This is a genomic window from Streptomyces sp. NPDC045695 (genome assembly GCF_056432025.1).
In genome coordinates this window covers 4271-19940 of sequence record NZ_JBWKJU010000025.1, presented here as the reverse complement: position 1 = coordinate 19940, position 15670 = coordinate 4271, and the positions used below count along the sequence as shown (strand labels likewise).

Genomic DNA, 15670 nt, shown 5'->3' with positions numbered 1-15670 from the left:
AGCACACCGTGGCTACAGTCGAGCTCACCAAGGAAAACTTCGACCAGACGGTCAGCGAGAACCCGTTCGTACTGATCGACTTCTGGGCGGGCTGGTGCCGGCCGTGTCTCCAGTTCGCCCCGGTGTACGACAAGGTCTCCGAGGCCAACCCCGACCTGGTCTTCGCCAAGGTCGACACCGAGGCGCAGCAGGAGCTGGCCGGCGCGTTCCAGATCACCTCGATCCCCACCCTCATGATCGTCCGTGACCAGGTGGCCATCTTCGCCCAGCCCGGCGCCCTGCCGGAGGCGGCCCTGAAGGACCTCATCGGCCAGGCCCGCGCCCTCGACATGGACGAGGTCCGCGCGAAGATCGCCGCCACGCAGGAGGGCGGCCAGGCCCCCGGAGCCCAGGACCCCGGCACGCCGGAGGCATGAGTACGCGACGCGGACGCGGACCAGCGGTGACACTGGCCCGTATGACTGAAGCCGTGGAGTACGACGTCGTGGTGCTCGGCGGGGGGCCGGCCGGCGAGAACATCGTCGACCGGACCCGCGCCGCCGGGCTGAGCACGGCGCTGGTGGAGAGCGAACTGGTCGGCGGCGAGTGCTCGTACTGGGCCTGCATCCCGAGCAAGGCGCTGCTGCGCCCGGTGCTGGCGCGGGCCGACGCCCGCCGGGTGCCGGGCCTGGCGGGGGCCGTCGGCGGGCCCCTGGACGGCGCGGCGGTGTTCGCGCACCGCGACTACTGGGTCGGCGACTGGAAGGACCAGGGCCAGATCGACTGGCTCGACTCCACCGGCGCCCACGTCTACCGGGGCCACGGCCGGCTCTACGGGATCCGCAAGGTCGCCGTCACCAGCCCCGAGGGCGAGCACCACGTGCTGTCGGCCCGGCACGCGGTGGTCGTCGCCACCGGCACCCGGGCCGTGATCCCCGACCTGCCCGGCATCGCCGGGGCCCGCCCCTGGACCAGCCGCGAGGCGACCTCGGCGCAGCAGGCTCCCGGGCGGCTGCTGATCGTGGGCGGTTCGGTGGTGGCCGCCGAGATGGCCACCGCCTGGCAGGCCCTCGGATCGCAGGTCACCGTCCTCGTACGCGGCTCACGGCTGCTGCCCCGGATGGAACCCTTCGCCGGAGAACTGGTCGCCGAGGCGCTGCGCGCGGCCGGCGCGGTGGTCCGTACGGGAGTGAGCGTCGAGGCGGTCGTACGGGACGGCTCCACCGGCCCCGTCCAGGTGGTGCTGGCGGGCGGCGAGATCCTGGAGGGCGACGAACTGCTGATGGCGACGGGCCGTGCACCGCGGACCGAGGACGTCGGGCTGGACACCGTGGGCCTGCCCGCCGGGGAGTGGATCGGTGTCGACGACACCTGTCGGGTGCCGGGGCACGACTGGCTGTACGCCGTCGGGGACGTCAACCACCGCGCGCTCCTCACCCACCAGGGCAAGTACCAGGCCCGGATCGCGGGCGCCGCCATCGCCGCCCGTGCGGCCGGTACGCCGCTGGACACCGGGCCATGGGGTGCCCATGCGGCGACCGCGGACACCCACGCCCTTCCGCAGGCGGTCTTCACCGACCCCGAGGCCGCCGCCGTGGGCCTGACCCTGGCCGAGGCAGAACGGGCCGGCCACCGCGTGCGCGCCGTCGACTACGACCTGTCCAAGGTCTCCGGCGCCGGACTGTACGCCGACGGCTACCGCGGACAGGCCCGGATGGTCGTCGACCTCGACCGCGAGATCCTGCTCGGGGTCACCTTCGTCGGCCCGGGCGCGGCCGAGCTGATCCACGCGGCCACCATCGCGGTCACGGGGGAGGTGCCGATCGCGCGGCTGTGGCACGCCGTGCCGGCCTTCCCGACGATCAGCGAGGTCTGGCTGCGGCTGCTGGAGGCCTACCGCGGGTGAGCCGTCATTCGGCGATCTCGGTGCGCTCCCACCACTCGTAGACGGGCAGCGGCCCCTCCGGGCTGTTCTGGTGGCGCGAGGTCACCTTGAAGTGCTCGTATCCGCCGCGGTGCGGGATCTTCAGGTCTTCTCCGGGAGAGCTGACCGGGACGACCCGCTCCGGCAGATCGTCCGGGCCGCCCTCAAGCAGTGCCTTGTTCGCCATGAACCCAGTCTTCCCATCCCCGGCACCGCCCGCATCACGAGGGGCGCTGCCGGGAGTACCCCGTGCCACGGGGCCACCGCGGGAAGCCCGTCCGCAGGGCAAGGCCGTGCACCGTTGATGCCCACCCGTGTCATTGGATAGGCTCCGGCCTCCACACGACGGGAACCGGCACGTTCCTCCGTCGTCGACGCGCAGGAGTGAGAGCATGCGTGCACAGGTGACAGGCTGGCCAGACGACGGGCCCGGCGAGATCTGAACCTTCAAGATCGCTTCACGGTGCTCGTCACAGGGGGCGGATCGGGCCTGGGCGGGCGGGTTCTGGAAGCCGCACGTGCACTGATCGCGGCACGAACCGGCGTACAGCTGCTACTGAACGCGGGCAGCAATGCCCGGCTGTTCGAGGATTTCACGGATCTGTGCGCCGCGGAAAGGTCCGGGCGTCGTCGGAGACCGAGACGGTCGTGGCCGTCAGCGGTGTCGGGGCGCTGGTCCGGTTCCTCCTCTTGGGAACCCTCGCGTTGGGCCTGCAAGCCGTCCTGAGGGGTTATCACTCCTTCTGGACGGTGTATGCGGCCGCCATGCTCCTCTCGATCCTGTCGCTGGGGAGCTCCGTCCGTGAGCTCAGCCGGGCGTACGGGGGTGGCGTACGAGGCGGCGAGGGCCGCCGACGCCTCGCACGGGCCGTAGCACCCAGCCGCACGGCGACGGCGATACGGGAACCGCTCCCCTGTTGAATGTGTCGTACCCATCTCTCGACCAGAGATCAAGGAGACACCGCCCGTGATCGTGATCGCCCACCTCAGCGACATCCATCTCGACGGCGGCCGGCGCGCAGCCGACCGTACCCGCATCGTCATGGAGTACCTCGATGCCCTGCCGTACGACCTGGACGCCGTGCTCGTGAGCGGGGACATAGCCGACCACGCCGCCGCCCACGAGTACGAGCAGGCCGCCACGTTGCTGCGCTCGCGGCACCCCCTGGTCGTCTGCCCCGGCAACCACGACGAGCGGGCCGCCTTCCGGCAGGGGCTGTTGGGGGAACCGCGGGAGGGGGCGGCGGCCGTGGCACCGGTCGACCAGGTGATGCGCGGCGACGGGTTCGTGCTCGTGGTCTGTGACTCCTCCGTACCCGGCGCGCACCACGGCCTGCTGGAGGAGTCCACCCTGGCCTGGCTGGACGGCGTACTGACCGACACGCCGCAGGACACTGCGGTCCTGGTCGCCTTCCACCACCCGCCCGTCGCGCTGCAGACCCCGTACGTCGACGAGATCCGCCAGTTCGGCGAGGAGCGGCTCGCGGAGCTGGCCGAACGCCATCCGCACCTGACCGCGTTCCTGTGCGGGCACGCGCACACCGCGGCCGCCACCACCTTCGCGGGACGGCCGGTCCTGGTCGCGCCCGGCGTGGTCTCGACCCTCCGGCTGCCGTGGGAGAGCCCCTCGGGGTCCTCCCCGCACGTCCACCTCGACGAGCCGCCGGCCGTGGCCTTCCATGTGCTGGGCGACGACGGGCGGCTGACGACGCATTACCGGGTGGTCGTGGACCGCCGGTAGCTGCTTCCGTCGCGGGTCCGCGTGAGCAGGCCCGCGGTGATCAGATAGCGGCGCAGCGCCGAGCAGTCCTCGTGCACGGTGCGCAGCGCGTCGTTCACCTCGGGTTCGGTGTACTCCCGGTCCACCGCGAAGAGGGTCTCGGCGAGGTGCACGAGCAGTTGCTCGCGGCGGGCGGCCTTGCGCGGAACGGCGATGAGGCGTCCGCCGGAGAACAGGTCCTGGACGTCCCTGCGGGCCGGGCGCGGTGCGCGGGACTGATGGTCATCGGTGCTTCGTGACATATCGGCGAGCTTGACCCGTCCGGGGCCGGGGGGCAACGGAATTTCGCACGGAACTCCCAGGAACTCCCGCGGAACTCCCAGGAGCTCCCGCGCGAAGGGCCCGCTGTCCCGTGGGGTGTCCGGGGCAGCGGGCCGCGGCCGCTGTTCGGTTCAGGGGCCGACGGTGATCTGCTGCGCCGGGTCGGTGGTGTCGGTGACCCTGTAGACCGCGTTGAAGGTGGACGAGGTCGCGCTCGTCGGGCAGCCGAACCCACCGGTGACCGTGACCGGCACGGAGGCGTTGGTGAACGTCAGGGTGGACGGGGCGCCGTTGGTCCAGCTGCCGCCCACGCTCGCCGCGGCCGTGGGCGCCGCGGTGACCGTGCACGAGGCGAGCCCGGTCGTCTTGACCACCAGCCCGCCGACCGGCACGGTCATGGTCGCCGTGACGGGGGAGCCGTTCTGCATCGACACCGCCCAGGCTCCGCTGGTGGTGACCGTGGGGGTCACGCCCGGCATGCTGGACGTGCAGGAGCTGTAGGTGGGCGCCGAGATCGGCGAGGACACCGGACCGGCGGGGTTGGTGTTGCCGGGGGCGGCCGGCACGGTGCCGGTGGCGACGGAGACCGTACAAGTCACCGTCACCGAACCGGCCTTGAGGGTGGCCTTGCCGCTGAGGGTGGCCTGGAAGCCGTGCCCGGCCGGGGTGACGGTGGTCGACCCGGCCAGCGGCAGGGGAGTGGCGGTGGCGGTGGCCGAGGCCGCCGCCACGGCTGCGGCGACGGCCATCCCGAGGGCGAGCGCGGTGCGCGTGCGGCTCATGGCTGTGCTCCTTGGGGATCGGAGTGCGGGGTGGGGGGATCGGTGGGGGGAGCGGAAGGGGGGACGGTGACGGGGGGAGCGGAGGCGGGCTGACCGGCTGGGGGACCGGCGGGGGGAGCGGAGGCGGCGTACGGCTGCCACGCGAACATCAGGCCGCCGCCGAGAATGCCGAGCAGGGTGCCGATCAGGAACCCGCCCAGATTGGAGAGCACCAGTGCGGCGGTGGCGATCAGCGTGGTGAGGACGCCCGCCAGGGCGCGCTGTGGGGGAGCGAACCAGGCGGTGAGGCCGAGCACGATCATCACCAGGCCCATCAGAACCGACGGGATGCCCGCCACGCCCTGCTGGAGCATGATCTTCAGTGGTGCCAGCGGCAGGACGCAGATCCACGATCCGGCCAGGACCGCGAACAGCCCGCCCCAGAACGGTCTGCTGCGCCGCCACCGCCGCCACCGCGAGCGGCTCAGAAGCATTCCTTCTTGCCCTTGCTGACGCTCATGCTCAGCCCCGACAGCTTGAAGGTGCCGGCGTTGGTGGCCCACGCCGTCTGCTGGAGGCCGGTGATCCGGACCGTGTCCGCCTGCTGGGCGAAGAGGTCCTGCATGCCCTGCGCGTCCGCCGGCCCCTTGTCGAGGGTGGAGGCGTCGCGCCCGATCTCGATGTTGCTGAAAACGGCGTCGCCGGAGAGCTGAGTGGCGTCGACGAACAGGTTGCTCGCCTCCACCGGCGCTTTCTGACCTGCGGTCAGATTGAGCGAGATGTCGCCGACCACCGGGAGCGAGGTGACCACCGACTGGCAGAGACTGTGGAGCTTGGCCTCCCTGATGGCGGTGACCGCCACCGGGACGAGTTCACCACGGGCGTTGACGTCGACGCTGCCGTACTGGGCGAAGCCCTCGCCCTCCAGGCTGCTCGCCGACACCTTGAACTGCTGCCCCGACACCGCGAAGGAGGCGGCCAAGGCGCCTTGCGCGAGGGCGATGCCGAGGCCGGCGGTCACGGCGACGGCGGGGACGGTCAGGACGGCGAACCGCCGCCAGCGGACGCGGCCGGAGCCGCTGGGAACGTCGGATAAGTGAGGGGAACCGGTCATGAGATCGTCCCTAATATCGGCTGTGCACCGTTGTTACCGACGAGTTGAATGTAAGAGTGCCAATGGCGGCTGGCAAGGTTGTGCGAGTGCACCCTTTGAGCCGACTCCTACTGCTCCGTACGCAGCAGTTCGCCGACCTCCGCCTCCACCCGCCGAGCCATCGCCCGCGCGAACTCCGTGGTCACGACCTCGCCGGCCACCGGCCGCAAGGCCGCCACCGCGGAGGTGATGTGCTGGAGCTGCGTGGCCGAAAGCTGCTCCAGCCCCTCCGTACCGATCACATGGCGCCGGAACAACCCGACGAACCGGTCCGCGAGCGCCGCCGCCTGCGCCTGGACGAACTCGCCCGCGTCCAGGATCTCCGCCAGCGGGACTCCCTGCCGCACCAGCGTGAGCGTCGCGTGCAGCAGCCGGGGACTCGGGTGCGTGACCCGGTCCCCCTCGATCGTCACGTACCCCAGCTCCGCCGCCCGCCGGGTGTCCTGGGCGGTGGCCGTGGGGCCGAACAGCTCCCGCAGCTCGGCGCGGGTCATCGTCACCGGCTCCTCCTGCACCCAGTCCCGGGTCATCTCCCGTTCCAGGCCCAGCAACCGGGACAGGCCGCCGCCCTCCTCCCACGCGTGCAGGAGCTCGGCGATGCCGTTGACCGTGTAGCCGCGGCCCAGCAGATCGCTGATCAGGCGCAACCGGGTCAGGTGGTCGTCGGAGTACCAGGCGATCCGGCCCTCCCGGCGCGGCGGCGGCAGCAGCCCGCGCTCCTGGTAGTAGCGCAGGTTGCGCACCTTGACGCCGGCCGCCCGGGCCACGTCCTCCCGGCGGTAGCGCTCGCCACCGCTCCCGTCCCCCACCTCGCTGCTCACGCGGCAGAGTGTAGGACGTACTGGCAGGTCACATGGGCCGCGGACGATCCTGCTTGACCGCCCGCAGGACGACGAACTTCGGCTCGCTCGCGACGACTTCGCTGTTGCCGAAGAGCCGGCGCAGGTGCGTGTGGTAACCCATGTGCCGGTTGGCGACGATCCACAGCTCGCCGCCGGACCGCAGCACCTTGCGCGACTGCGCGAACATCCGCAGCGCCGTGGCGTCCGTCGTGGCTTGGTGGGAGTGGAACGGCGGGTTGCTCAGCACCAGGTCCACGGAGCCCGGGGCCAGCATCGCCACCCCGTCCCCGACGAAGAACTCGGCGGTCCGCCGGCCCTGGCGGATGTTCGCCGCGTACGTGGCCCGCGCCGACGCGAGCGCCTGGTAGGACTCGTCCGTGAAGACGACCTCGGCGTCCGGATCGTGCACCTGCACCGCCGTACCGACGACACCGTTGCCGCAGCCCAGGTCCACGACCCGGGCCCCGTCGGTGTTGGTCGGCAGGTTCTTCAGGAAGAAGCGGGTGCCGACGTCGAGCCGGTCGGCGCAGAAGATCCCCGCGTGGTTGACGACGGTCAGGCCGGAGGCCGACCCGGCGTCCTCGTCCACCGTGTACGTCAGCGGCCACGGCCCCTGGACGGTGGGGCGGGCCGCCCCCGGCGTGCCCGGCGTGCAGAAGATCAGCCGGGCCTTCTTCTCCGCGAGCGAGGTCTTCGTCGGCCCGAGGATCTTCTCGAACAGCCGCAGCGTGGAGGTGTGGATCTCCTTGACCATGCCGGCGCCGACGACGACGGTGCCCGCGTGCACGTGCGGAGCCAGCCGGTACAGCTGGTCCTCCAGCAGCGCCAGGCTCTTGGGCACGCGCACCAGCAGTACGTCGATCCGCTCGGGCGGCGGGTCCTGCGTGGTGAGCAGCGTCACCGTCGCCTTGGACGTGCCGATCCCGGCCCGGTCGAGGTTCGCGGCGGTCGCCGAACGGGACAGGGCGGAGTCGGTGATCTGCGTCGGGCGGTAGGCGGCGAGCGCCGTCGTCAGCGTCCCCCAGCGGTCCCCGACGACGGTGATCTGGCCGGCGGAGGCCAGATCCACCGGGCCGCGCTCCCCGGTACCGGAGTCGAGGTGGCGCAGCAGGTACTCGTCGGCGGCGTCCCAGGCCTGGAGCCGGTCGCGCGGGTCCTCGGGGAAGCGGGAGAGCTCGTAGGAGCCGAAGGGTGTGGTCAGACGGTTCATATGGGACCCAGGCTATCGGAGGAGGCCGCCCGACCCCGCATCGCACGGGGCCCGGGCGCGCTACTCGGGAAACTCGCCCGCCATGGCGGCGGCCGTCCGCAGGTAGCGGCGGGCCTCGCCGGCCCGGCCCAGCCGCTCCAGGGTGCGACCGAGCATCAGCTGCGCGTAGTCCTCCACCGGCCAGCGCTCCAGGATGGCGCGGAGCTCGTGCTCGGCGCGGGAGAGCCGGGCGGAGTGGTAGTAGGCACGGGCGAGCAGCAGCCGGGGCGCGAGCTGCTCGGGCGCCTCGGCCGCCAGCGCGTCCAGGATGCGGGCGGCCGTCACGTACTCCTTCGCGTCGAAGAAGAGCTGGGCGCGCGCCCAGCGCTCGGCCTCGGTCCCGTGCGAGACGTACGCCCCCGACGCGTCGAGCGCGGCGACGGGGGCCACGTCGTCCGCCGCATCTCGGGCGCCCACGGCATCGCGCGGGTTGGTGGCGTCCATGGGTTCGTCCATGGGTTCCCTCGTGTCCACGACATCCCTTCCGCCGGTCAGGTGGTTCCTCGCTGCCTCCAACACCACTGCGCGGTGCAACATTCCACTCAACACGGACGCCCGGTCGGGGCTAGGTTGTCCGCATGAGCAATCTCGATCGCCAGCCCGCTCTCTCCACCTGCGGCGGCCGCGGTTTCGTCGTCGCCGAACCGGTGCGCGAGCTCCTCAGCCCGCGCACGGTCAAGCTCGGAGAGTCCACCGAGGTCCGCCGACTCCTGCCGAACCTGGGCCGCCGCATGGTGGGCGCCTGGTGCTTCGTGGACCACTACGGCCCGGACGACATCGCCGACGAGCCCGGCATGCAGGTCCCGCCGCATCCGCATACGGGACTCCAGACGGTGAGCTGGCTGCACGAGGGCGAGGTGCTGCACCGCGACAGCGTCGGCAGCCTCGCCACGATCCGCCCGCGCGAGCTCGGCCTGATGACCTCCGGCCGCGGCATCAGTCACTCCGAGGAGAGCCCGCGCCCCCACGCCCGCTTCCTCCACGGCGCCCAGCTGTGGGTGGCCCTGCCGGACGCCCACCGCGACGTGGAACCGCACTTCCAGCACCACGCCGATCTTCCCCGGGTGACGGCCCCGGGCCTGGACGCGACGGTCATCCTGGGCACCCTGGACACGGCGACCTCGCCCGGCACGGCGTACACCCCGATCGTGGGCGCGGACCTCGCCCTGGCGGCGGGCACCGAGACCCGCCTCCCGCTCGACCGGGACTTCGAGTACGCGGTCCTGTCGATGTCGGGCGAGGCCCACGTCGACGGCGTCCCGGTCCTCCCCGGCTCGATGCTCTACCTCGGCTGCGGCCGCACGGAACTCCCGTTGCGCGCGGTCTCGGACGCCGGCCTGATGCTCCTGGGCGGCGAGCCGTTCGAGGAGGAGATCGTCATGTTCTGGAACTGGATCGGCCGCTCCCACGAGGACATCGCGCAGGCCCGCGAGGACTGGATGCACGGGTCGCGATTCGGTGAGGTGAAGGGGTATGACAGCCCTCCACTTCCGGCTCCTGACCTGCCCCCGACCCACCTCAAACCACGCGGTAGAGTGCGCTGACCTGCCGTAACTGGAGGGAGGCGGTCCCGCGGGGTGCGGGTCATACGCCTTCCTGTGGCTGAAGCCTCGGCGCTTCCGATCACGCCCCGCGCTTGCCTGGAAGTTGTTCCCGGCTACGTGCCGGTCGGGGTGCCCACTGCGCTTCGCAAGGGCCGGACCGAGAGTCTGATCGCCTGGGTGCTACCGCTTGTAGGAAGCCGACTGAATCCGGGGAGCGGCGCCGACTTCCATGAGACGCGGGAGTGGTGGGCTTACAGCGGAATTTTCAACCGGCCCCGCGTGACCGCCACACGCGGTGCCTGCGCGCGTGGCTGGCGCGGCACCGCGCGGTATCCGATTGACTGGGAGGTGGCGGACGCGGCCAGCATCTACGAGCCGGTCATCGAAGGCCCGCAGGAGGACTGGGAGCGCCACCTCGACGAGGCTGAGGCACGGACGGTGCGCCCATCCTGCGGGAAGGCGCGGATCCGGACCGCGCGTCGCTCGTCCGGAAGTCCGGGCATCTCGAGTGGCTGGCCCGTGGTCTGATCCCCTCGGACGCCGGAGCATGGGACACAGCATTCGGGGAATACCGAACTGCCCGCCCGGCACACCTCGAACTTGCGCGAGCGAGTCTTGGCCTGCCCAGTGGGGAAACACGGTCGGATGTAGCCCTGGCCGCCGTCCTGGCGGCCTCCGCCGGACCGCGCCAGAAGGCGTCCGGGACCATGTTCCGTTGCCCGGGGACGAGAGGGTGGCCGCAAGGTCCTGAGGTGCGCGAAGAGTCATGTGAGCGGTTGTCCGCGCTCGCGGACGAGCCCGCGGCGTACTCGCCCGACGTGGCACCTACACCCTGTCAGACCTCGCCGGCATCGGGAAGACCGGCGGCAGACGGCTCCGGTGTCCGCCCGGGCCGTGGTAACCGCCGGGCTTCCGGCCCGCGATGCGACCGTCATTCCCACGAAGGTACCGGCCGCCTCCCCTGTCGTGAGTGGCAAGAGGGGAGGCGGGATACACCGGTCCGGTTCCTCGACGGGTTCCACCTGGTCCTTGTCGACGATGCGGAGGACTGCCTGTCCGAGTGTTCAGTGCTCATAGCGGAGCCCGGGGGGTGATGGGCAGCACCCGGTTGGGGCGGGTGGTCATCGGGCCGCGAATTGGCGGGTGTGGGTGATCGAAGGGTTGCCCCGCTCCGCATGTGGCACGTGGTGGGGCTGGGCAGTTGCGCGGAGGGCGTGTTCGTGGTGAGGGGCGGGGTGTTACGGCCAGCCCTGCTTCACCTTGGCGGGGGCGGTGTTCCAGTTCTTGGGTATGAAGGTGATGATGTAGGTTCCGCGGTCGAAGTCCGTGTAGCCGCTGGACCAGCTGCGGAACTTGCTCTCGTATACCTGCATGGGCCCCATGGCGCCGCCGGGCGAGTGGTAGTGGTTGGCATGGGTCCATATGGTGTTGTCGGGGTTTGCTTCCTTCTGGTCCCCGAACCAGCCGTAGTCGAAGTTGACGTAGCTCTCGCCGGGCTTGGCGGGGCTACGCGAGGTGTTCCTGTCCTGCGACATGTCGACCAGGCCTGTGCTCTGGTTGGGGCGGAAGGCGTCCGGGTCGCCGTACTTCCTCTTGTCGGAGGGATTCCTGGGGTCCTGTCCGCTCCAGAAGTGCTTCGAGTAGATGACCGCCTTCATCTTGGACGGGTCGTAGTTGCCCCCGTTCCTGTCCTTGAAGGCCGGTGTGTTCCTCAGGGCTGAGTAAAAGTTCGAACGGATGTCTTCTTTGGACAGGGCGTCGTTGCTTTTCGTGAGCTCTGCCTTGAGGTAGCTGAGATAGACCCCCTCGTCGTGGGCGTTCTCCAGGGCCTTGTTCATGACGGATGCCACATCACGAGCCCGGTTGAACCCCTTTGTCTCGTCGAAGCTCTGCTTGGCGATGCGCCCCTCGAACTCGGCCCGCGTCTCGCCCGGCCGTGGGCCGGTGGTTTCCAGAGCGTTCTTGTACTTGTCCTCGTCAAAGGACGCGAAGGCCAGCTTGTTCGTCGGGTAGGGGCCTGAATTGACCCAGGTGACGCCGACGCACCCGTAGGACAGCTGCTCTCGCTGCTCTTCGGTCATCTGCTGAGGTTTGCCGTCGCGGTGACTATAGGCCTGCTGCCACTTGCGTATGTAGTTGCTGATGCCGGTAGTGGCCCTGTCTCCGTGGGCCCGGTACGCGTCAGGCATGCTGTCGAGCGGCTCGGCGGGAGGGGTCACCCTGTCGCCAGCCGATGCGGAGGCCCTGAGGGACTCGGCGGCACTCGGCAGTAACCCTCCCGATGACTCGCCGAGCTGACCCAGATTCAGAGCCTTCTCGTTCAGTGCGTTGATGTGCCCGATGTCATCCACTGTCAGGCCGTGCTTTTCGGCGTAGGACCCCTTCTCGCCGCCGCCGCTGCCGGCTGCCTGGCTGACCGATGGCGTGAGACCAGCGGTGCACAGCACTACGCCCACCGTGGTGAGGGCGAGAAACCCCGAGCGTTGGTACATGAAGATCAAGAACTCCTTTGATGGTGGAATGCAGGGCATGCGAGAGAGCGGCACGGTGGAGGAGATCGCGGCGAGCTGCGATCAGGTCATGGCCGTGCTCCGTCGGCAGTTGACGGGCGGATGGCCATGTCTTGCTCGGCCGACCGGGGATCGTCGTGGTCAGAGCCGGCTCCGCCCACCCCGTTCGGGCCGGGTCGGCTGCATCAGGTGATGACGACGCGTGTCGGACCGCGTGGTCTGCGTCGGCGCAGTAGCGGAGTCCGGCGTACGGGGCGGCATACATGAAGCCGTGCTGCCAGGCGGACCCACTCGGCGTGAACGGCCGTGCCACGCGGATGTTGTAGTGCGGGAGAAGCTGAGAACCGCCTGCGCGAGGGCCGAGACGAAAAGCTCCCGGAGTTCCCCTGAGTGGCTTTGCAGGTGAGTTTCAGAAACGTCCCTTGTTCAGAAACCAGAACCCTGCACGGTGGCCCCGGGTTGCAGGTACTGGAAGGCGGCCCGCAGGCCGTCCAGCCCCATCCCGTGGAAGGGGGTTTGCTATCACATCTCGGCTCCCGGGTGAGTAGTCAGGTTGTACGAGAAGCGATCATGGCCCGGTGCCAACTCCGCGACAACACCGCGGCTTCAAAATCGGCCACGCCGTCTAATAGGGCGGTATTCGGTCATCAAGGCGGGCGAGTCCGGCATTGGGATCGTGTAGCGGCAGCGTTCTCCCGCCCGTGGCGTACGGCCCGCGGCGAGACCGGTAACAATGACCTCGGGAGTCCTGAGGAGTCGTGCACGACGGCGCTGTCAGCCGGGCCGAAGCGTTTCGTGCAGCAGCGGCGGCGAACCGCATGCGAAGGCTGCGGTCCACGCCCTCCGGGTCTCAACCGGACGAACGCCCGCCGGAAGGACCGCAAGATCTTCGCCACTTTCCACTGCTGCCCGACCCAGGGCTGTCATTCGCCCTCGCCTTCCGTGCAACGGCTGGTTGCGATCTCTTGGTTTTGGGGTGATGGGGTGAGAGTCGGTGGGCTTTGGGACGTTATTGCTGGTAGCAGGCTGTTTTCAGCGAGTGGGGTCACTGACTTGGGGGTAAAAGATTTGCCATGGGATCGCTGTTCCCGGGCTTTATCGCACGTGGGGTGACGCTGTCTCAGTTGCGTGAGTTCTGATACCGGTCCAGCGGGGGTTGGTGTGATCGGCGGGTGGATCAGGAAGCACGGGGACCCGGGCTTGGCAGGAATAGGTACTGGCCCGGACGCTGCTTTGCCAGCGGTGTCGGTGCGGGCGTTGCGGGGCCGGCAGTAGGCCGGGCTGCCCGGGCAACCCTGGTCCGACCGGTCCCGCCGGTCCCGCAGGTGCGCGGGGTCTGTCAGAGCCCTGGACGCCCCAAATCGAGGAGGGTGAGCGGGGAGGCGCCGCCCCGTCCGCAGGTACTTCTTCTGTTTCGCGCGCTCCGCGGCCGTGGGTGCGAATCGTCGTCCTGGGAGCCTGCGGAAGGCGAGACCGGGATGGAGGAGGGGCACATGGCCAAGGACGAGACGTGGAAGTCCGAGGAGTACGGCAGGTCGCATGAGGGTCGGGTCGCGGTGCTGCTGTTCGACGGCACGAGGCCCGAGCCGGTGTACTTCGACTCGGCCTCCGGCCCGTCCGGCATGGTGGTCCGGGTGACGGCTCCGACCTCCCCACCCGGCCCAGCGCACGTTCTGCGGGCGGAGTGCGCCTGAAGCTGGACAGGCCAGGCGCACCCCGTGGACTGGGAGGATGCGCCCGCCCGCCCGCCCGCCCGCCCGCCCGCCCGCCCGCCCGTCCCGCGAGCACGGAAGCAGGACAGTGGGCCAGTGCCTGGACGACTGGGACAAGCACACCATCGTCGTAGGAGCTCGTAACAGGATCATGATTCCGGCTTGTTGAGGCGTCGCCAGCAGATGAGGCTGCAGGCAAGGGAGACGAACGCGTCGTGGAACTCGGTGCGGCGTTCCCATCGGACGCAGAGGCGTTTGCACTGGGGGAGCAGGGCGAAGGTCTGCTCCACGACGTAGCGGAGCTTGCCGATGTCCTTGATGTACGGGGCTCCTTTGCGGGAGATGACGGGCAGGGTCCGGCGTTTGCGCAGTTCATCGCGATTGGGGTTGGAGTGGTAGCGGCGCCTCCCGGTTCAGTCGTCCCCGATAGTGATCCCGAGTTCGTTCACGAGGGCTTCGGCGAGGTCGGACTGCTGGCCGGGGTCGATGCGGACTTCGGCGAGGTTCGCCACGCCTCGGATTGCCGCCAGGTCGTTCTCGCGCAGGTCGGTGTTGCGGTAGCGACCCCTGCCGAATTCGGTGAGCGGGTCCGCTCCTGAACCTGTTGATTGAGGGACAGCCGTTCACCCTCGCCGCGCTCGCGCAGCACTCTGGGCTCACCGTCGACCAGGCCGCCGAGGTGGTGACCGCACTGGCCGCAGGACAGGCCGCCATCGTCCTGGGGAGCAGCCGGTGACTGTCTCGCTCGGACTGGGCACGTACAGAGTGCGCGTCGTACCGAAGCTGGCGCGCACCGCCTGTCCCCAGGGCGCGGCCTGGATCGACACCGCCCCCAACCACGGTCGCGCACACCAGCAACTCGCCCTGTCCTCGCCGAGCATGCAAGGGGGCCGTTTGCGGCCATTGATCACAAGGACCGATCTCGCCGCCCTCTCGCGAGTGACCGAAGTAGACGCAACCGTACCCCCGGCCCGCTGCCTCGACGAGCTGGGCAGGGATGCTGTCGTTCATGACGGAAGACCGTCGCACCAGCCGGGACGGAGGGGAGGCCGCAGCACGCCCGGCCGTGCTGCCTACGACGACCCACTCTGATGCCCGTGGGCCGCGCTTCCGGTTGCTTTGGGCTGGTTAAGGGCCCCTCAACTGAGCCTTAAGGGCGCCTGTGGTCTCCGCGCCCCGCGCCGATCGAAACCGTAGAGGTGAACGCCGCACGGACGTCGGCCTCCATCGGCTTCAGGGACGTGACCTGCTTCTTTGAACGCAGTCCAGTGGACATGGGCCTTGTCGTACGCCGCCGCGCAGCGCCGCGAAACGCCTCTCAGCCCAATTTGTGAGGCTGCGACAGATCTCAACCATGCGCGTGATGCCGGCCGTATGCAGGACGTGGCGGGGGACAGTGTCCATCGGATCGAGGAGTGCCAGTGTCCAGAAAACGGACTATGAGTCGTACGAAGAAGCTCGTGCTCTCTGTCTTCGCGGGAGCCCTCGTGACCGCAGGGGTCGCCGCCACGATGGCGACCGGCAATGCCGCCGTCCCCGACGTGGTGTGTCAGGGGTCGACGGTGACGTTGTCGGGTGAAGCGGGACCGCCGGCGGCGAGCAGCGGGACGTTTCCGGCAGGGACGAAGGTGAAGGTGACCAACCTCGACAACGGCCAGTCGACAACGGTCACGGTCAACGGCCCGTCAGGCAGTTGCGTCCTGCTGAACAACGCGGCCTTCGACAAGGTGAGGGAACCCGGCAAGAACCTCATCCGACGCGCACGCGTCGAACGCGTGGCCGGTGGTAATGCCGCGCCGAACCGTGGGGCGGCCGCATCCGCCGAGGCGGGCGCGCCGGTGCCGCCGGCCACCGGGGAAGTGGTGTGTCAGGGGTCGACGGTGACGTTGTCGGGTGAAGCGGGACCGCCGGCGGCGAGCAGCGGGACGTTTCCGGCAGGGACGAAGGTGAAGGTG

The 15670-nt window shown here is 69.9% G+C and carries 17 protein-coding genes; 8 read left to right on the top strand and 9 right to left on the bottom strand.

All coding sequences use genetic code 11. From position 1 onward, the window contains the following. Positions 1–8 precede the first annotated feature (8 nt). Positions 9–416: a thioredoxin family protein gene (locus tag AC07DU_RS29895; protein ID WP_360903665.1), complete on the top strand. Its 408-nt coding sequence runs from the start codon at positions 9–11 to the stop codon at positions 414–416. 41 nt (positions 417–457) lie between these two features. Next, entirely contained in the window at positions 458–1885 is a 1428-nt protein-coding gene (locus AC07DU_RS29890) for a dihydrolipoyl dehydrogenase family protein (protein WP_479114817.1), read from the top strand. Positions 1886–1889: 4 nt separating this feature from the next. Here AC07DU_RS29890 and AC07DU_RS29885 read toward each other — a convergent pair whose 3' ends face one another. Further along, positions 1890–2090, bottom strand: a complete 201-nt coding sequence (locus tag AC07DU_RS29885; RefSeq protein ID WP_360904899.1) for a DUF5988 family protein — start codon at positions 2088–2090, stop codon at positions 1890–1892. Between the two features lie 780 nt (positions 2091–2870). On the opposite strand from AC07DU_RS29885, the gene AC07DU_RS29880 reads away from it, so the two are divergent. After that, on the top strand, positions 2871–3644 hold the full coding sequence (locus AC07DU_RS29880) for a metallophosphoesterase (protein WP_479114815.1): 774 nt from the start codon (positions 2871–2873) through the stop codon (positions 3642–3644). Here AC07DU_RS29880 and AC07DU_RS29875 read toward each other — a convergent pair. The 7 genes from AC07DU_RS29875 to AC07DU_RS29845 form a co-directional block, all read right to left on the bottom strand. Then, entirely contained in the window at positions 3617–3925 is a 309-nt protein-coding gene (locus AC07DU_RS29875; RefSeq protein ID WP_479114813.1) for a DUF2087 domain-containing protein, read from the bottom strand. The genes AC07DU_RS29880 and AC07DU_RS29875 overlap by 28 nt on opposite strands. 150 nt (positions 3926–4075) lie before the next feature. After that, positions 4076–4726 (bottom strand): hypothetical protein, encoded by a 651-nt coding sequence (locus AC07DU_RS29870; protein WP_479037662.1) that lies wholly within the window; start codon positions 4724–4726, stop codon positions 4076–4078. Continuing rightward, positions 4723–5199, bottom strand: coding sequence for a DUF6114 domain-containing protein (locus tag AC07DU_RS29865; protein WP_360904914.1), 477 nt, complete (start codon positions 5197–5199; stop codon positions 4723–4725). The genes AC07DU_RS29870 and AC07DU_RS29865 overlap by 4 nt, the downstream gene beginning before the upstream one ends. Next, positions 5190–5819: a DUF6230 family protein gene (locus AC07DU_RS29860; protein WP_360904917.1), complete on the bottom strand. Its 630-nt coding sequence runs from the start codon at positions 5817–5819 to the stop codon at positions 5190–5192. Before AC07DU_RS29860 ends, AC07DU_RS29865 begins: the two co-directional genes overlap by 10 nt. Positions 5820–5926: 107 nt before the next feature. Continuing rightward, on the bottom strand, positions 5927–6679 hold the full coding sequence (locus AC07DU_RS29855; RefSeq protein ID WP_360904920.1) for a MerR family transcriptional regulator: 753 nt from the start codon (positions 6677–6679) through the stop codon (positions 5927–5929). A gap of 28 nt (positions 6680–6707) precedes the next feature. After that, entirely contained in the window at positions 6708–7901 is a 1194-nt protein-coding gene (locus AC07DU_RS29850) for a methyltransferase (RefSeq protein ID WP_479114877.1), read from the bottom strand. A gap of 69 nt (positions 7902–7970) precedes the next feature. Then, on the bottom strand, positions 7971–8339 hold the full coding sequence (locus AC07DU_RS29845) for a tetratricopeptide repeat protein (protein WP_479037777.1): 369 nt from the start codon (positions 8337–8339) through the stop codon (positions 7971–7973). 188 nt (positions 8340–8527) lie between these two features. Between AC07DU_RS29845 and AC07DU_RS29840 the strand changes: the two genes are divergently transcribed. Next, positions 8528–9493 (top strand): pirin family protein, encoded by a 966-nt coding sequence (locus AC07DU_RS29840; RefSeq protein ID WP_479114811.1) that lies wholly within the window; start codon positions 8528–8530, stop codon positions 9491–9493. 1238 nt (positions 9494–10731) lie between these two features. On the opposite strand, the gene AC07DU_RS29835 is transcribed toward AC07DU_RS29840, so the two are convergent. Beyond that, positions 10732–11985, bottom strand: a complete 1254-nt coding sequence (locus AC07DU_RS29835) for a protein-glutamine gamma-glutamyltransferase (protein ID WP_479114875.1) — start codon at positions 11983–11985, stop codon at positions 10732–10734. 1511 nt (positions 11986–13496) lie between these two features. Here AC07DU_RS29835 and AC07DU_RS29830 point away from each other — a divergent pair. The 4 genes from AC07DU_RS29830 to AC07DU_RS29815 form a co-directional block, all read left to right on the top strand. Continuing rightward, positions 13497–13697 (top strand): hypothetical protein, encoded by a 201-nt coding sequence (locus AC07DU_RS29830; RefSeq protein WP_479114809.1) that lies wholly within the window; start codon positions 13497–13499, stop codon positions 13695–13697. Between the two features lie 233 nt (positions 13698–13930). Next, entirely contained in the window at positions 13931–14314 is a 384-nt protein-coding gene (locus AC07DU_RS29825) for a hypothetical protein (protein ID WP_479114807.1), read from the top strand. 5 nt (positions 14315–14319) lie between these two features. Next, entirely contained in the window at positions 14320–14451 is a 132-nt protein-coding gene (locus tag AC07DU_RS29820; RefSeq protein ID WP_479114805.1) for a hypothetical protein, read from the top strand. Positions 14452–15154: 703 nt separating this feature from the next. Beyond that, positions 15155–15670: RlpA-like double-psi beta-barrel domain-containing protein (locus tag AC07DU_RS29815; protein WP_479114803.1), on the top strand; the 516-nt coding region annotated here is incomplete at its 3' end.